This is a genomic window from Rathayibacter tritici, from assembly GCF_001641005.1.
GTDB lineage: Bacteria > Actinomycetota > Actinomycetes > Actinomycetales > Microbacteriaceae > Rathayibacter > Rathayibacter tritici.
In genome coordinates, this window is the sequence record NZ_CP015515.1 from 2,336,737 (window position 1) to 2,352,258 (window position 15,522).

Consider the following 15,522-nt stretch of genomic DNA (forward strand, 5'->3'; position numbering starts at 1 on the left):
GCATGACCACGGCCACCCTCCTCGCCCGACTCGACCGCGGCGAGCCGCTGACGCGCGCGAGTGCCCAGACCCTCCTCGACGCCCGCGGAGCCGACCTCGACCTGCTCCTCGACGCCGCCGGTCGCGTGCGTGACGAGGGACTCGCCCGCCGCGGACGGTCGGGCATCGTCACCTACTCGCGCAAAGTCTTCGTCCCGCTGACCAAGCTCTGCCGCGACCGCTGCCACTACTGCGTGTTCGTGGAGACCCCGGGCGGGCTCGCGGCCAAGCGCGAGTCGACCTTCATGGAGCCGGAGGAGATCCTCGAGGTCGCCCGCGCCGGAGCCGCGCTGGGTTGCAAGGAGGCCCTGTTCACCCTCGGCGACCGCCCGGAAGACCGCTGGCCAGTCGCCCGCTCCTGGCTCGCCGAGCACGGCTACGCCTCGACGCTCGAGTACGTGCGCGCGATGGCCGTCCTGGTGATGAGCGAGACCGGCATGGTCGCGCACCTCAACCCCGGCGTGATGTCGTGGGCTGAACTGCAACGTCTCCGCCCGGTCGCCCCCTCGATGGGCATGATGCTCGAGACCACGGCCGAGCGGCTCTGGTCCGAGAAGGGCGGCGTGCACTACGGCTCGCCCGATAAGGACCCCGCACTGCGCCTGCGCGTACTCGAGGATGCGGGCCGCAGCCGCATCCCCTTCACTACCGGCGTGCTGCTGGGCATCGGCGAGAACGCGGCCGAGCGGGCCGACGCCCTCTTCGCGATCCGCGAGTCGCACGAGCGCTGGGGTCACGTGCAGGAGTGCATCGTGCAGAACTTCCGCGCCAAGCCGCGGACCGCCATGCAGAACGAGGTCGACCTCGAGCTGCAGGAGTACGTCGCGAACGTGGCCGTCGCCCGACTCGTGCTCGGCCCCGATGCGACGATCCAGGCGCCGCCGAACCTCACCGACGAGCAGGAGCTCGGGCTGCTGTTGCGCGCCGGGGTCGACGACTGGGGCGGTGTCAGCCCGCTCACAGCCGACCACGTGAATCCGGAGCGCCCCTGGCCCCACATCGACGACCTCGCTCGGCTTTCCGCGGCCGCCGGCTATCGACTGCACGAGCGGCTGACCGCGCACCCGCAGTACCTCCGCGACTCCGACACCTGGATCGACCCCCGCGTCGCTCCCTACGTCACCGCCCTCGCCGACCGCGAGACCTGGCTCGCCGACGAGGCGGCACCGGTCCTCCCCCGGCCCTACCGGGAGTCGCTCGACGCGCCGCCCCGGCCCCTCGCGCCCACCCTCGGCCCGGTGATCGCGCGGGCACAAGCGAGCCCGGCCGGACTCGAGGACGCCGACTATCTCGCCCTGCTCGCGGCCGACGGCGACGACCTCGACGCTCTCGCCGCGCTCGCGGACGACCTGCGCCGCGAGGCGGCCGGCGACGAGGTCTCGGTCGTCGTGAACCGCAACATCGACACGTCCCTCTGGGGTGCCGGCGGACTCACTGTCGAACGGTTGGAGGAACTGGCCGACGAAGCCGTCGCGCTCGGCGCCACGGAGCTCTGCCTCCAGGGCGCGATCGCTGCCGAGCACCCGGGCGACGACCTCCTCCTCATCGTCCGGACCCTCGCGCAGCGGCAGCCGTCGCTGCACCTGCACGCCTACCGACCCGCGGAGATCCTCGAGGTCGCGCGCCGCACTGGTCGCACCCTGCCCGCGATGCTCGACGCCCTGCGCGAGGCGGGCGTCGACTCCGTGCCCGGCACCGCGGCGCGCATCCTCGACGACGACGTCCGCGCCGTCCTCAGCGAAGGCACCGACCCGAGTGCGGCCGACTGGCGGGAGGCGATCACGGCCGCGCATCGAAGCGGCCTCCGTTCCACCTCGACGATGGTCTACGGACACGTCGAGACGCCGCAGCAGCAGCTCGCCCACCTCCGCACGCTCGCCGCGATCCAGGACGAGACGGGCGGGTTCACCGAGTTCATCGCCATGCCGTTCGTCCCGGCGGAGGCACCGCCCGCCGTTGTGCGCGCGAGCCGCGGCGGCCCGACCCTCCGCGAGACCCGCGCCGTGCACGCGGTTGCCAGGCTCGTCTTGCACGGCCGCATCGCACACGTGCAGACCGCCTGGACCAAGCTCGGGCTGCATGCGGCGCAGATCCTCCTCCGCGGTGGAGCCGACGACCTCGGTGGCCTGCTGCTCGACGGCGCACTCCGGCCCGAGGCGGGAGCGGAGGCGTACCGCTCGCTCGACATCGCGACCGTCGCCCGCCTCAGCGGTGAGATCGGCCGGGGCTGGCGCCAGCGCACCACCACCTACGGACTGGTCGCCCCCGAGCGCGCCCTGCAAGCATCGCCGACGGTGACGGCGGGTCCGCAGCGGCTGCGCCTGCCGCTCCGCCACACCCGCCGGGTGTCATGACGCAGTCCGAGTACCTCCGGCGCCAAGCCGAGCTGGTCCGGGAGGAGCGCATCGAGGCCGCGGGATCCGCAGTGCGTCTGCTGAGCGCCGGCCCCGAGGGCTCCCGGGCGGTGCTGCTCCTGACGGGCGTCGGCCGCGGCGCACGGAGCGACACCGCCCTGCTGCTGCCGATGCTGGCTCGGCGGCACCGGGTCGCCGCACTCGAACTCGTCGACCTCCGCGACCCGTGGCTCGACGGCCCCGCCGCCGTCCGTGCCGCCCTCGACGCGCTCGGAGCCGACGAGGCCGTGCTGATCGGCCACTCCCTCGGCGCCGCCGTCGCCCTCGCCACCGTCGATGATCGGGTGCGCGCCCTCGCCCTCGTCGCCGGCTGGCTGCGCCCTACCGAACGCCTGCTCCGCACCGCGCGGCTCTGGCCGCAGCTCCTGCCTACAGCGCAGGAGGAGGCCGCCCTCCTGCTCGCCCTCCTCCGCTCCGACACCCCGTCCTCCCCGTGGGACGCCGACGCCGCGCGGATGCTCGCCGCCTCCGCGCGCGCCGAGGTCGTCCAGGCCGCCGCGCGCTGCCGCGTCCCCGCCCTCATCGTCGGCTGCTCCGGCGACGCCGTCGTCGGTGTCGACGGTCCGGAGGCGCTGCTCGGCGCGATCGACGACGCCCGCTACGCCGTCGTCGACTCCGGTCACGCCGTCCTCGCCGAGCGCCCGGCGGAGCTCCTCGCCACCCTCGAGCGCTTCCTCGCCGACCCGCACCGCGATCCGCCCGGCAGCGTCCTGGCCGCGATGAGGGTCTGATGGACGTCGACGTCGTCGTGATCGGAGCCGGATTCGCCGGCCTCGGTGCCGCCGTGCGCCTCGAGCGACGCGGCGGCACCTCCTTCGTCGTACTGGAACGCGCGGAGCGGATCGGCGGCACCTGGCGCGACAACGTCTATCCGGGCGTCTCCTGCGACATCCCCTCGCACCTCTACTCCTACTCGTTCGCCCCCGAGGCCGACTGGTCGACGCTGTACGCCCCCGGAGCCGAGATCCAGGCCTACCTGGAGCGGGTCGTCGAGCGGGAGGGCCTCGCGCCGCGGCTCCGGCTGGGCACCGAGGTCCTCGAGGCGGTCTTCGACGAGCAGTCGCAACGCTGGCGGGTGCGCACCTCGAGCGGCGACTACTCCGCTGCCGTCCTGCTCGTGTGCGCGGGACGCCTTTCCGAGCCGCGGCTCCCGGCTGTGCCGGGGCTCGACAGGTTCGACGGGCCGGCCTTCCACTCCGCGCGCTGGCGCGAGGACGTCGACCTCGACGGGGCGCGCGTCGGGATCGTCGGTTCGGGCGCCTCCGCTGTGCAGATCGTGCCGCACCTCGCGGAGCGTGCGGCCGAGGTGGTGCTCTTCCAACGCTCGGCCCCGTACGTCGTCCCGCGGCGAAACCGCGCCTACCCGCCGCAGGAGCGCCGCACCCTCTCCCGCGCGCCCGGAGCCCTCTCCCGCCTCCGCGAGCAGCTGTTCTGGCGGGCCGAACTCGGCTTCGCCGGCCGGGTCGCCGTCCCCGAGGTGATCGATCGGCTCCGGGCGGAGGCGCTGGACCACCTGGCCGAGCAGGTCGCCGATCCCGAGCTGCGCGCCGTCCTCACGCCGAACTACGAGATCGGCTGCAAGCGGGTCCTCCTCTCGGACGACTACTACCCAGCTCTCGCGCAGCCGCACGTCAGCGTCGTCCCCGGCCCGCTGCGGCGCGTCGAGGCGGGCGCGGCCCTCGGCGATGACGGCGTCCGGCACGAGGTCGACGTCCTCGTCTTCGCCACCGGCTTCCTCTCTACACGGCCGCCCTTCGCCCGGCGGATCCGCGGCCGCGACGGTCTGCTCCTCGCCGATCGCTGGGCCGACGGGATGGCGGCCTACGAGTCCACCGCGGTGCACGGCTTCCCCAGCCTCTTCGTCGTCAACGGCCCTAACGCGAGCCTCGGCCACAACTCCGCCGTGCACATGATCGAGACACAGATCGACTACGTCCTGGCCGCCCTCGACCACCGCGACGCCGCCGGAGCGGAGGTCCTCGAGGTCACCGCCGAGGCCGAGGCCGCCTCCGTCGCCCGCCTGGACTCCCTGAGCGCTGACACCGTCTGGACCAACGGCGGCTGCGAGAGCTGGTACCTCGACGAGAACCGACGCCTGACCCTGCTCTGGCCCGACTTCGCCTTCGCCTTCCGCGAGGAGCTCGGCCGCTTTGACCCCTCCGCCTACACGCACTGACGCGCGCTCGCTATCGTGACCGCATGACCGACCGCGTGCTCGCTCCTGAACCGCCCGCCGACGGCGCGAAACCGACGGGCCCCGCCTCCTACTTCCCGAGCATCGAGAAGACCTACGGCCGCCCCGTCCAGGACTGGCTCGACCTCGCCGACGAACGCCTGCGCACCGAGCCGCACCTACGGGTCGTCACCTGGCTGAAGACCGAGCACGGCCTCGGGCACGGCCACGCGAACGCGATCGTCGCGTACGTGCGGGCCGCCCGCGCCTGAGCCCCGCGCCCCTGCGCCGTTCGCCCCTGCGCCGCCGACCTCGAGCCCGCATCCGAGCCGGTCATCCGCACAGGCTAGGCCCGTCTACCGCCGCGAGCCACCCGTCGTCGCCGTCCGCGCCACCCGGGATAATCAGGGAATGCGCGAAGACGACGATGTCGATCTGGTGATCGACGCGTGGGCCGGTGCCCTGCCCGAACTCGATTTCGCGCCGCTCGACGTCGTCTCGCGTCTGCGTCGGCTCAGTCCGCGCGTGCAGGAGGTGCGGCGCCAGTCCTTCGCCGTCAGCGACCTCGCCCCGTGGGAGTTCGAGCTCCTCTCGCTGCTGCGCCAGCGTGGACCGGGCGGGATGACCCCCTCGGCGCTCGCCACGCACCTGGCCCTCTCCAGCGGTAACCTCGCCAGCCGCGTCGACCGGCTCGGAGCCCGCGGGCTCGTGGTCCGCGAGCAGAACGCCGCGGACTCCCGGAGCAAGATCGTCTCGCTCACCCCGCGAGGCTCCAAACGCGTCGACGAGGCGATGCGCAACCTGGTCGCTGCTGAGAGCGAGGTGCTGGCCGATCTCGACGCCGCACAGATGTCGGTGCTGATCGAGTGCCTGCGCCGGATCAGCGACACCCTCGACCGGCTGCACTGACCCGATACGCCCGCCGAGCCTGAGAAATCAAGCCCGTTCGGAGAGATCACTACCGGTCGTAGCGTGACACCAGCACGGTCGAGGCGTCAGCCACCTGTGCGGATGATCGCGAAAGCGGAGAGCACCATGACACAGATTTCTTCGATCCAACCCGCGCGATGGAGCCGGAACGGAGTCAGGATTGTCGTCGTTCCCGGAGCGGAGCTGCCCCGGTTCCGACTCGAGATCGACCCCCGCCTGACCAGCGCGCCGTCCCTCGTCTCCACCGGGCCCTTCTCCAGCGTCGAGGAGGCCGAGCGCGCAGCGGAGGCGGCCGCGAACCTGCTGGGGGCGAAGATCCCGGCCTGATCCGGCCCTCAAACACCGGCCCCGGCAGCGTCGCGCCCAGAGCATGGGCCCGGGCGTTGAGCGCTCCGGCGCTACGTTCGAGCGACGACCCCGCTCTCCCCCTCTTCGTGGGTGCACGCGGGTCGCCGACCGGTCGCGCTGGTCCGTCTCATCGTCGCGGCGGCTGCCCTCATCGCCGTGATCGCGACGGCCGTGCACACCGAGCTGCTGCCGTTGCGCGAGGAGAAGTCTGTACTGACGGGACTCGTTCTTTGGTCATCATTTCAGGGACAAACGCTGCACGTCGCCCCTAGTCTCATGACCGACGGTTTCTCACCGTTGCACTCCTAGAGATTGGTTGATCATGCGCCTGTTCCCGTCCCTCCGTCGACACGCCAGGACCCGCCGCGCGCGGGCTCTTGCCGTCGGCGCAGCCGTCGCCCTCGCTGCCGCTCTGGTCCCTGCACAGGCCGCCAGCGCCTGCGCTCCGCACACCCTCTCGGTGGTGAGCCTCGGCGACTCGATCACCCAGGGCTACGCGACCTGTGGCTCCTTGGCGGACTGTCCCAGCAACAGCTGGGCCACCGGCACGAACCCCGAAGTGAACTCGTTCGCCACACGACTGGGCGCGGCGCGTCCCGGCACGCAGATCACGACCGCGAACTACTCGCACAGCGGCGATGTCCTCGCGCAGGTCCCCTCGCATGTGGATGCCGCGGTCGCCGCCGGTGTGCATGCGGATGTGGTCACCCTCCTGATCGGCGGGAACGATCTGTGCGCACCCACGAACGCCGTCGCCGCCGACGGATACACGATGACCCCGGCCGACGCCTTCCAGTCCGCAGCGTTCTCTGCGATCACTCGCATCCGCACCGCCTGGCCCACCGCCCACATCGTCCTCTCGTCGACGCCCAACATCGCCGCCGAGTGGTCGGTCGTCAAGAACGGACCCGGAGGTGTGATCTGGCCCGCCGCCAACGCCTGCCGGACCACCCGCGGAGTCGGCGCCGATGGCAGCGCGCTGAACAGCACGGCCGCGGCCGCCTCCGTCAAGGCAGCCGCGACGCGGACTGAGCAGTACAACTCCGCCCTGCAGCACGCCTGCACCCTCGACGGCCCGCTCTGCGACTGGGACGGCGGTGCGCTCACCGCCGCCCCCATCACCGAAGACGTGATCAGCACGGTCGATGACTTCCACCCCAGCGTCGTAGGCCAGGCGAAGATCGCCGCTATCCAGTGGGGCGCTTCGGACTTCGCGAGGTAGCTCCGATCGGAGCGGCCGCTCACGCGTCGAGCGGCCGCTCCCCCTCGCGGCGGCGACGCTGCTCCTCGGCGAGCCGCGCATAGTGCGCCTCCTCGCGCTCGAGATCGGCCAGCTGCTCCTCCGTGCTCTTGGGAGCGGGCCGGACCACGATCGGCGGCGGCGCCTGCTTCCGGCGGCGGGGCACACGGCCGCCGGGAACGAACGAGCCGCCGTCGCCCCGCTTCCACTCGTGGCCGAGCAGGAACCACAGCGAGACGCCGATGATCGGGAGGAAGAAGATCAGCAGGATCCACACGATCTTCGGCAGATTCCGGACGACGTTGTCGGGCTGCCGAACGACGTCGACCAGCGCGAGAACGGTCAGGACGATGACCAGCAGTGAGAACACGACACCCATGCAGACGAGGGTACGACGCCGCCGACTCCGCGCACCTCGTGCAACCCCCTTCGTCCCACGCCTTCCTCGACCGGGCCGTTCGGTGCACACCGGCGGCTCCGAGGAAGGAGCACCCCCTGCTCGGTCGACTCAGCGCTGCACGTGGCAGCGCCGTCGCCCTCGTGATGATCTCCGTATTCGGGGTCGCGTCGTTCTCCCTCCTCCTCATCGCGTCCACCCACCCCGGACTGAGCGCGAAGGGCGGACTCTGGTGACGTGCGCGCAACCGAGGCGCAGCCGTCAAGCAGAGGGCGGCATCGCACTGATGCACGCCTTTCCCCCTCGGTGCCGTCGGCCCGCCCCGTCCCCCTCCGCTCATGACACCATCGGACGATGACCGAGACGCCGCCCGCTCCCGCCCGGACCCCGACGAAGCGGCGAGTGACGACCGCCCGCCTCGCGCTCCTCGCGGGCCTGGTTCTGGTCCTCACCGGCCTCGCCGCACTCGCACTCGTGCCGGCGCAATACGCGACCCTCAGCGCCCAGGGCTTCGACGACCTCTGCCGGGGGAGCCTCGGCGGCGTCCCTCCCGAAGCCGGCCAGCTGGTACGCGGCTTCTGGTCGTGGTGGCCCCTCGGCGCGGCCTGCGAGTGGACGCTGCTCGACGGCACGACCGTTGTTGACCGCCCGGACTGGTCGACGACCGCCGTGGCGATCGTCGGCGCGGTGCTGTTCGTGCTCGGAGCGGCCCTCGCGATCGTGTCGCCGTTCCTCCGCCGCCGGGCCGCTCCGGCTGAGACCGCCTAGCGGTCGAAGAGGTCGCCGAGTCCCGGCAGTGGGAAGTCCGAGCCGAACTCCGACACCTGCTCCCCGAGCCCCGACAGGTGCTCGCCCGCGCCGGAGACGAACTCGCCCGCACCGCCGGTGATGTCACCGAACTCACCCAGGTCGCCGAACCCGCCGGCCAGGTTCTCGAAGTCCACTCCGAGGCCCGAAGCCTGCGCCAGGAGCGGACCCGCGACGCTGCTGATCACCGCGCCACCGGCGACCGCCGCAAGCAGTCCGCCCGCCGCTCCGAGCCCGATGCCCGCCGCGGCTCCGACGCCCGCGCCCGCGAGGGCGCCGCGGGTCCCCGGCTTCGAGAACATGTTTTTCAGGAATCCCGGGTTGTTCGCCTCGCCCCGCGTGGCCGCGCGCGCGAGGTCGTCGGGGGCGGAGGATCGCGGCTGCTCGTTCGCGGGCAGCTCGTCTCGGAGGCGCGCCTCCACCTGAGCGCGCTGCGCCGGCGTCAGCTTCGCGAACGCATCGCGGTGCACCTGCTCCAGCTGCTCCGGGTCGGCGGTGCGGAGGAGGTAGTCGTCGCGCGCGATCGCCGCGCGGTCCTCCTGCGTCACCACAGGCTGATGCCCGGGCCGGGCGTCCTGAGGGCGGGCGGAGGAACGCGGCTGCGCGGATCCGTGCGGCGGCTGCCCGGTCCGGGCGTCGCCCGTCACCCTGTCGGCGGCCGTGCGCACCAGATCGCGCCAGTCGGTCGTTCCGCCCGAAGACGATCCACCCTTGGAATCGAGCGCCTTCGACGCCATGCCGAGAACGCGCTTGAACATGCTCACAGATAACCTTCCGTCGAGTACCAGCCTCGATCATGGCGGAGTCGTCTGGGCGAACGCCCGCGAGCGCCCCTCCGGCGCCCGTGAGAACCCGAGGAGGGCTACGCGGACATGCTCTCGAAGCACGTCGTCGCAGTCCTACAGGTAAGTGCCGAGCATCGCGTGGGTGCGGAGCACCGCGTAGCTACTGACAACGCCCAGAAAGAGTTCCTCGTAGGTGAAGTCTCCCGCCCCCGGGTTGCTTCCCCGGTGATCGAGCAGGCCTGCTACCTACCCGGGGGGAGGCAGCTGTCTTAGGCCGAACGGTCTTAGTGGACGGCACCGATGTTCCCACGAGAACCGCGAAATGATGCCCGATTTGCCAAAGTTCTGACCGCTTGTTAGGCGTCGCCCGCAGAGTCCACTCGAACACCGCACGAGGAGCCATCCGGAACGACGGCCTCACCTAGAAACTCCGCCAGCACTTCGACACCCACCGACCGGATCCGGTCGACGCGAACACCCGCCACATCCGCACAGCTCTCGACTCGCTCCCGAAGTATCAGTCCGAACTGATCCGGCTCATGCTCTGGGACGGCTTTACCCTCCCCGAGGCCGCGACAATCCTCGGAGTCAGCGAATCGACCGCACGCGGCCAACACCTACGAGCCACTCTCCGACTTCAAGCCGTCCTCCGACCACGCGAACACCATCGAGGCCCCACCAACGAATGAGCAAGCAACAGACGTCGATACCGACTTGCGGGCGGCGACTCCAGCACCCGATGGATCTGTGAACGCGTTCATCTGCTGGACCGCCGCCGGCGTGGTCACCGTGCTCGCCGCCGTGGTTCTGATGTTCAGCAGCTTCATAGTGGCTCTGGGGATCACGGACGCGGATCCATCCGAGGGGGCCATCGCGATCGGCGCCGGCGGGGTAGGTGCCGTCATCTCGATTGTCGTTGCCGCTGTCGGTGGGTACGTCGCTCCCCGGAGGCTTGAGCTGCCCAACGTTTCCTGGACCAGTTGAATAGTTGTCTACGCGGCGAGGTTCTCGGTGATCCATGCCTGCTCGGCTTCGTTCGGGGTCCGATAGCCAAGCCCCGAGTGAAGTCGTTGTTGATTGTAACGCAGTTCGATGTACCGTGTCACGTCGCGGATCGCTTTCTCTCTTGTCGGATATTGAGGCTTATGCAAAATACGATTGATCGAGATGGATTTGCGCGTGTCGGTCACGAATAACACCGGCTAATCCGCTTTGATTGAAGAGCAGCCTCTAACAGAAACTCTTCGCAAAGGAACCAGCCGGTGCGCACACAGTCTACTACGGGAATGACGGCCGAGCACTACGCGATCCTCGCCGAACGGATCGAGAACGAGTTCATGTGGCGTCGGCGGCGAGGACGTCCGCGCAGACTTTCCCTCGAGGGAGCATTGCGGGTCACTCTTCTCTATTATCGCCAGAATGTGACCGAGCAGTTGATCGCTGATGTGGTCGGTGTCAGTCAGTCGACCGTGTCGCGAACGATCGCGTCGGTTGAGGCGATGCTCAATGTCGTGATAGACGACGAGCAACCGGACGTCGAGGCCGCGCTCCGCGGGACAACGGCCGTCATCGACGGCACGCTCCTGCCGTGCTGGTCCTGGTCGGACGCGCCAGAGCTGTACTCCGGGAAACACATGACCACGGGGCACAACTGCCAGGTCCTCGCCGATCTCTCCGGTCGGTTGATCCACATTTCGGATCCGATCGCGGGCAAGCATCACGATGCCCACGCGTTTCGAGAAACCGGGTTGGCCGACACCGTTAACCTCTCGAACACGCTGGCCGACAAAGGCTATCAAGGAGGCTTATGCAAAATACGATTGATCGAGATGGATTTGCGCGTGTCGGTCACGAATAACACCGGCTAATCCGCTTTGATTGAAGAGCAGCCTTTAACAGAAACTCTTCGCAAAGGAACCAGCCGGTGCGCACACAGTCTACTACGGGAATGACGGCCGAGCACTACGCGATCCTCGCCGAACGGATCGAGAACGAGTTCATGTGGCGTCGGCGGCGAGGACGTCCGCGCAGACTTTCCCTCGAGGGAGCATTGCGGGTCACTCTTCTCTATTATCGCCAGAATGTGACCGAGCAGTTGATCGCTGATGTGGTCGGTGTCAGTCAGTCGACCGTGTCGCGAACGATCGCGTCGGTTGAGGCGATGCTCAATGTCGTGATAGACGACGAGCAACCGGACGTCGAGGCCGCGCTCCGCGGGACAACGGCCGTCATCGACGGCACGCTCCTGCCGTGCTGGTCCTGGTCGGACGCGCCAGAGCTGTACTCCGGGAAACACATGACCACGGGGCACAACTGCCAGGTCCTCGCCGATCTCTCCGGTCGGTTGATCCACATTTCGGATCCGATCGCGGGCAAGCATCACGATGCCCACGCGTTTCGAGAAACCGGGTTGGCCGACACCGTTAACCTCTCGAACACGCTGGCCGACAAAGGCTATCAAGGCACCGGAATGGTCACACCAATAAAGAAGAGGCCAAGCGAAGAACATCTGCCAAATTACGCCAAACACCACAATCGCTTCGTGAACACCCACCGCTACGTGATCGAGAGAACAATTGCTAGCATCAAGACCTGGCGGATATTCCACACCGACTACCGGCGGCCACTGCGCACCTTCCGAGATGCCTTCAACGCCGTCCGCGGACTCATCTTTTTCACTCGGCAAAAAACCAATTTTGCATAAGCCTCATTGAGTGCGATTGCAGCGCTCGTTCTTCAGTGTTCCGTTGAATGATTCGGCCCACGCGTTGTCCCAGCAGACTCCCGTCCGGCCCATCGATTGTCTGATGTCGAGCTTCTTCGCGAGTTTCCCGAAGTCGGCGGAGGTGTAAACGGAGCCGCGGTCGCTGTGGAAGATCGTTTTCGCGGCCCGGTTCGGCTGGTTCCTTGCCGCCATTTCGAGAGCTTCGCTGACGAGTTCGGTACGCATGTGGTCGGCGAGGGCGTACCCGACGACCTTCTTTGAATAGCAGTCGAGGACGGTCGCGAGGTAGACCCATCCTTCCCAGGTGCGGATATAGGTGATATCACCGACCCATTTGCAGCCGGGTCGGTTTGTGGTGAAGTCCCGCTTGACGAGGTCGGGGATGTCAGTCGGATCGCCTGGGGTCGTGGTCACCGGCCGCCAGGGCTTGGGCTGGCAGGGTTCCAGTCCTGCTGCGCGCATGAGCCGGCGGACGGTCTCGTGGGCGACTGGACGGCCCCACCGCGCCAGCTGCGCGGTGATGCGGCGGTAGCCGTAGGTGCCATCGGAGGCCTGAAAGGCTGTTCGGATGAGTTCGGTGATACCTATACGCCATTCAGCGGTTGCGGAGGTCTTGCGATCGCGCCATTCGTAATAGCTAGATCGATTGACGCCGACCGCCTGGCACAGTCCGCGGATTGATAGCGTGCGGCTGGGGTCGCGTTCTTCGCGGCGAATGAGTTCGAGCTTGGCGGCTAGCGGAACTTCTTCGCGAAGAACGCGGATGCTTTTCCCAAAAACAGGTTTTCCTCTTCGAGTTCGCGGACCCGCCGTTCGAGTTCCTTTATTCGCGCCCTGTCCTGAACGGTCAGTTCTTCTTCGCCGCCGGCACTGCTTCGGCGATGCGCAGCCACCCAATTAGTGAGGGTCTGCGGAACCAGTCCGAGCTCTCGAGCGACGTCCGCGACGGATCGCGACCTATCAATCACCTCGCGCACTGCCTCCACGCGGAACTCCGGAGAATACTTCCCACGGGAACTGGACATCCCGGGCCTTCCTTTCGGTCATCGCGGTAATCCTACCAATTCCGCGGTGGTCCAGAAAGAATGGGGCACCTCAGCTCTCGCGTCGGCCTGTTCTCGTCGCGTGGCTTCCAGCTGTAGTGAGTGCCCTCTGGTGCGGGATCGCTATCGGCCTTTTTCCCGTCCTGCTCGAGAACGTCGTCTTTCCGCCGTCGTTGATCCCAGTGCCGATGAGCCAGCCGCTCCTTTTCCAAGCGTTGATTCTCACGGCCGGCGCCATCCCGGCTGGAGCGGGGTTGCTGGTGATCAATCTCGTGTTCCGCGTGCTCAAAGCCCGCCGGGGCCGAGTCGCGACCCACACGAGAGGTGGCGCTCCCAACGTCGAGAGTCAGCACCGCTCGTGATCCACGGCGACGGAGGACAGGAGATCAGCCGGCCGATCTGCGGCGTCGGCTCAATGCCCAGACGAGCGCGCCGGCGAGCAGCACCGCGCAGGTCAGGCCGGCGACGTGCACGACGAGCGACAGCGCCCCGTTAGCGGGGAGTAGGAAGCCATACGGCACCCACCCGTCGGTTGCTCCGCGAACAAGCACGACGATGACCCAGATGATCGGGTAGGGCAGGAGCACCCACAGCCGACGCCAGGAGAGCGGTCCGCAGTCAGCGGCGACGGTCCAGTCGAGGAGGACGAGCGCGGGAAGCACCAGGTGCAGGACGGCGCTGACCCAGGGCGGGGCCGAGCCGGTCCCGGGAACGAGGGTGTTGTAGATCACGGCGACGACGATCAGGTAAGCCGTCGATGCGCCACGGACGTAGCTCAGCCACACCGGAGTCGGACGGCGGGCAAGCGCGACCGATCCCGCGACGATCAGCACCGCGCTCGCGAGGAGGCTGGTCTGGTTCGTGAAGTAGCCGAAGTAGTCGAACGGATTTGAATCGCCGACCGCGATGCTCAGCGCGTAAGTGTGGAGGATCACCGCGATCGCCGCTGCACCGACGGCGACGCGAGCAGCGCCCACGAATGGGCGGGTCGATGCCAGGGAACTCATCGGGCCAGCCTAGGACCCGTCGGGGTTCCTGTTGGCCTGCAACAATCACTCCCCCTTCGTAACGGCGCTGAGTATCTCAGGCCGAGACGCGACCACGAGGAAAGCGGCGACGTCCCTAAGTCTGAGCCAGTGGGGACGTTCTCGAAAGTGCGCAGCACGGTCGCGGTCGCGGCATGCCTGGTGGTCGTGACAAGATGCACGGCGCAACCTGCACCGCCGGCAAATCAGTGGGCACAAACTTTGCGCCACCCTACGCGTCCGAGGAGTAATCGAGGAGCGATCGACCACCTTCGAGCCCTCGAAACGGTACTGACCCATCGCACAATCGGGAATGCTGCCGGTCTCGATTCTACCGCGGCCGACAGCACGGGCACCATCTGACAAAAGAAAATCGATGCTAGAAGACCTTCGACGCGACTACCGCATCTTCTTTAGCACGACTTGCTTGGCCGGCCGCGCGTCCCTCCTGGCAATCAAATCGTGCACCAGCCGCACCGCCCGCATCACGCTGAAGATGACAGAGAAGACAAGAGTCAACGGCGCTGAGAATCCAGTGAGCGCATTGGAGTACAGCCACGAAGGCACACTTGAAACCAGGCCATTTGGCTATCGAATCCAGCCGACACAAGATCCTCATACGCTTTCCAGACTCTTTGAGGAATTACTTGCGGCGTTTGAAAGCCCTTCTCGGCGTAAAGTCGGATACGCTGAAGGTCGCCCACCATCAGTTCAATCATGCGCAACTCCGGGACCTCAGCTGTAGGATATTCCCGAAAGCTGATTAAGGGCGCCTGGACCGCCCAGGCCACCCCCGCCCATTGACGTTCCGCAGTCGCAAGAGCTCGGCGTTTCGCGGACGTCGAGCACGCCATCCACCTCGTCCTCGACGTCACCATGGAGTGCGCCACCCAGTACGAACGCGCTCCCGATTACATCAGGCGCCTCTTGAACCAGGTCTTCTTCGAACGGGTCCTCGTGCACACGGACGAGACGATCACGGCTGAACTGAACGAGCCGTTCGCAACGATCACGTCGCAGGCGGTCCGGGCCAGTGCACACGAAAAAAGCACCACTCCTAGGAGTGGTGCTCGGACCCGTACCAGCCTCTTGGAGGCCAGCGACGGCGCAAACGCGCCGATTTTCTGTGGCAAGGGTCTTAGTAACGACACTGCGGTGCACCTATCTGCAACTAATCAAAAAAGATGGGAGCGCGCGCTGGTGGCTGCCAGGACCGAGATCAACAGGGGTAAGGAGCCAGAAAAGGCCGCTCCCCCGGTTGGTGTGCGGGCCCTCCGTCAGCGTCAGGTGCGGCTGTCCGGCGAGCAGAAGGCCAAGCTGGCGGCTGAGTACGCGGCCGGTGGGAACATCCGCCAGCTCGCCACGTCTTGGGGCGTGAGCCGCGAAGCGGTGCGCTCGGCCCTCAGGCAGCAGCACGTTCCGGTGCGTCAGGTTGTGCTGACGGAGAGGCAGCTGGAGGATGCGGCGTCGCTGAAGACGCGGGGCTGGTCGTTGAACCGGCTCGGTGCGCTGTACGGCGTCGACCCGAAGACGATGAAGGCTCGGCTGCAGGCTCGGGTGGAGCGAACGGAGTGAACCAAGTAGCAGGCTCGCTGC

19 protein-coding genes are annotated in these 15,522 nt (G+C 68.0%); 13 read left to right on the plus strand and 6 right to left on the minus strand.

Annotated features, from left to right (window positions below; all coding sequences use genetic code 11):
• The first annotated feature begins 2 nt into the window (after positions 1-2).
• The 7 genes from cofG (at position 3) to A6122_RS10635 (ending at position 7,126) form a co-directional block, all read left to right on the plus strand.
• Complete coding sequence (gene cofG, locus A6122_RS10600; protein ID WP_068254679.1) at positions 3-2,393, plus strand: 7,8-didemethyl-8-hydroxy-5-deazariboflavin synthase CofG; 2,391 nt, start codon at positions 3-5, stop codon at positions 2,391-2,393.
• Positions 2,390-3,184, plus strand: coding sequence for an alpha/beta fold hydrolase (locus A6122_RS10605; protein ID WP_068254681.1), 795 nt, complete (start codon positions 2,390-2,392; stop codon positions 3,182-3,184). The genes cofG and A6122_RS10605 overlap by 4 nt, the downstream gene beginning before the upstream one ends.
• Complete coding sequence (locus A6122_RS10610; protein ID WP_068254683.1) at positions 3,184-4,629, plus strand: flavin-containing monooxygenase; 1,446 nt, start codon at positions 3,184-3,186, stop codon at positions 4,627-4,629. Before A6122_RS10605 ends, A6122_RS10610 begins: the two co-directional genes overlap by 1 nt.
• Before the next feature lie 23 nt (positions 4,630-4,652).
• Positions 4,653-4,898, plus strand: coding sequence for a DUF4287 domain-containing protein (locus A6122_RS10615; RefSeq protein WP_068254684.1), 246 nt, complete (start codon positions 4,653-4,655; stop codon positions 4,896-4,898).
• A 139-nt stretch (positions 4,899-5,037) separates the two neighbouring features.
• Positions 5,038-5,535, plus strand: coding sequence for a MarR family winged helix-turn-helix transcriptional regulator (locus A6122_RS10620; RefSeq protein WP_068254685.1), 498 nt, complete (start codon positions 5,038-5,040; stop codon positions 5,533-5,535).
• A gap of 126 nt (positions 5,536-5,661) precedes the next feature.
• Positions 5,662-5,883 (plus strand): hypothetical protein, encoded by a 222-nt coding sequence (locus tag A6122_RS10625; protein ID WP_146076687.1) that lies wholly within the window; start codon positions 5,662-5,664, stop codon positions 5,881-5,883.
• A gap of 343 nt (positions 5,884-6,226) precedes the next feature.
• A complete protein-coding gene (locus A6122_RS10635; RefSeq protein WP_068254696.1) occupies positions 6,227-7,126 on the plus strand; it encodes an SGNH/GDSL hydrolase family protein in 900 nt (299 codons plus the stop codon).
• Positions 7,127-7,145: 19 nt separating this feature from the next.
• Here A6122_RS10635 and A6122_RS10640 read toward each other — a convergent pair whose 3' ends face one another.
• Positions 7,146-7,523, minus strand: a complete 378-nt coding sequence (locus A6122_RS10640) for a PLD nuclease N-terminal domain-containing protein (protein ID WP_068254697.1) — start codon at positions 7,521-7,523, stop codon at positions 7,146-7,148.
• A 372-nt stretch (positions 7,524-7,895) separates the two neighbouring features.
• Here A6122_RS10640 and A6122_RS10650 point away from each other — a divergent pair, with 372 nt between their 5' ends.
• Positions 7,896-8,309 (plus strand): hypothetical protein, encoded by a 414-nt coding sequence (locus tag A6122_RS10650; protein ID WP_104261876.1) that lies wholly within the window; start codon positions 7,896-7,898, stop codon positions 8,307-8,309.
• Here A6122_RS10650 and A6122_RS10655 read toward each other — a convergent pair.
• Positions 8,306-9,106, minus strand: coding sequence for a hypothetical protein (locus A6122_RS10655; RefSeq protein ID WP_237358170.1), 801 nt, complete (start codon positions 9,104-9,106; stop codon positions 8,306-8,308). The two genes, A6122_RS10650 and A6122_RS10655, sit on opposite strands and share 4 nt — an antisense overlap.
• A 512-nt stretch (positions 9,107-9,618) precedes the next feature.
• Here A6122_RS10655 and A6122_RS17705 point away from each other — a divergent pair.
• Both A6122_RS17705 and A6122_RS10665 read left to right on the plus strand, forming a co-directional pair.
• Positions 9,619-9,822 (plus strand): RNA polymerase sigma factor, encoded by a 204-nt coding sequence (locus A6122_RS17705; protein ID WP_084415969.1) that lies wholly within the window; start codon positions 9,619-9,621, stop codon positions 9,820-9,822.
• A gap of 58 nt (positions 9,823-9,880) precedes the next feature.
• The gene (locus A6122_RS10665; RefSeq protein WP_068254709.1) at positions 9,881-10,117 is read left to right on the plus strand and encodes a hypothetical protein; all 237 of its coding nucleotides are present in this window, start codon (positions 9,881-9,883) and stop codon (positions 10,115-10,117) included.
• Positions 10,118-10,125: 8 nt separating this feature from the next.
• Here the strand turns inward: A6122_RS10665 and A6122_RS15825 are convergent, their stop codons facing one another.
• Positions 10,126-10,323 (minus strand): hypothetical protein, encoded by a 198-nt coding sequence (locus A6122_RS15825; protein WP_146085071.1) that lies wholly within the window; start codon positions 10,321-10,323, stop codon positions 10,126-10,128.
• Between the two features lie 96 nt (positions 10,324-10,419).
• Between A6122_RS15825 and A6122_RS10670 the strand changes: the two genes are divergently transcribed.
• Together A6122_RS10670 and A6122_RS10675 are read left to right on the plus strand one after the other, a co-directional pair.
• Positions 10,420-11,001: a transposase family protein gene (locus A6122_RS10670; protein ID WP_068253701.1), complete on the plus strand. Its 582-nt coding sequence runs from the start codon at positions 10,420-10,422 to the stop codon at positions 10,999-11,001.
• An 80-nt stretch (positions 11,002-11,081) separates the two neighbouring features.
• Positions 11,082-11,837, plus strand: coding sequence for a transposase family protein (locus A6122_RS10675; protein WP_084415693.1), 756 nt, complete (start codon positions 11,082-11,084; stop codon positions 11,835-11,837).
• A gap of 3 nt (positions 11,838-11,840) precedes the next feature.
• Here A6122_RS10675 and A6122_RS17310 read toward each other — a convergent pair whose 3' ends face one another.
• The 3 genes from A6122_RS17310 to A6122_RS10690 form a co-directional block, all read right to left on the minus strand.
• Positions 11,841-12,623 (minus strand): IS3 family transposase, encoded by a 783-nt coding sequence (locus A6122_RS17310; RefSeq protein ID WP_237358277.1) that lies wholly within the window; start codon positions 12,621-12,623, stop codon positions 11,841-11,843.
• A complete protein-coding gene (locus A6122_RS15835; RefSeq protein ID WP_084415971.1) occupies positions 12,593-12,883 on the minus strand; it encodes a transposase in 291 nt (96 codons plus the stop codon). The genes A6122_RS17310 and A6122_RS15835 overlap by 31 nt, the downstream gene beginning before the upstream one ends.
• Positions 12,884-13,287: 404 nt before the next feature.
• Positions 13,288-13,908: a Pr6Pr family membrane protein gene (locus A6122_RS10690; RefSeq protein WP_068254714.1), complete on the minus strand. Its 621-nt coding sequence runs from the start codon at positions 13,906-13,908 to the stop codon at positions 13,288-13,290.
• A 945-nt stretch (positions 13,909-14,853) separates the two neighbouring features.
• On the opposite strand from A6122_RS10690, the gene A6122_RS10695 reads away from it, so the two are divergent.
• Positions 14,854-15,501 (plus strand): hypothetical protein, encoded by a 648-nt coding sequence (locus A6122_RS10695; RefSeq protein ID WP_157593798.1) that lies wholly within the window; start codon positions 14,854-14,856, stop codon positions 15,499-15,501.
• Positions 15,502-15,522 lie beyond the last annotated feature (21 nt).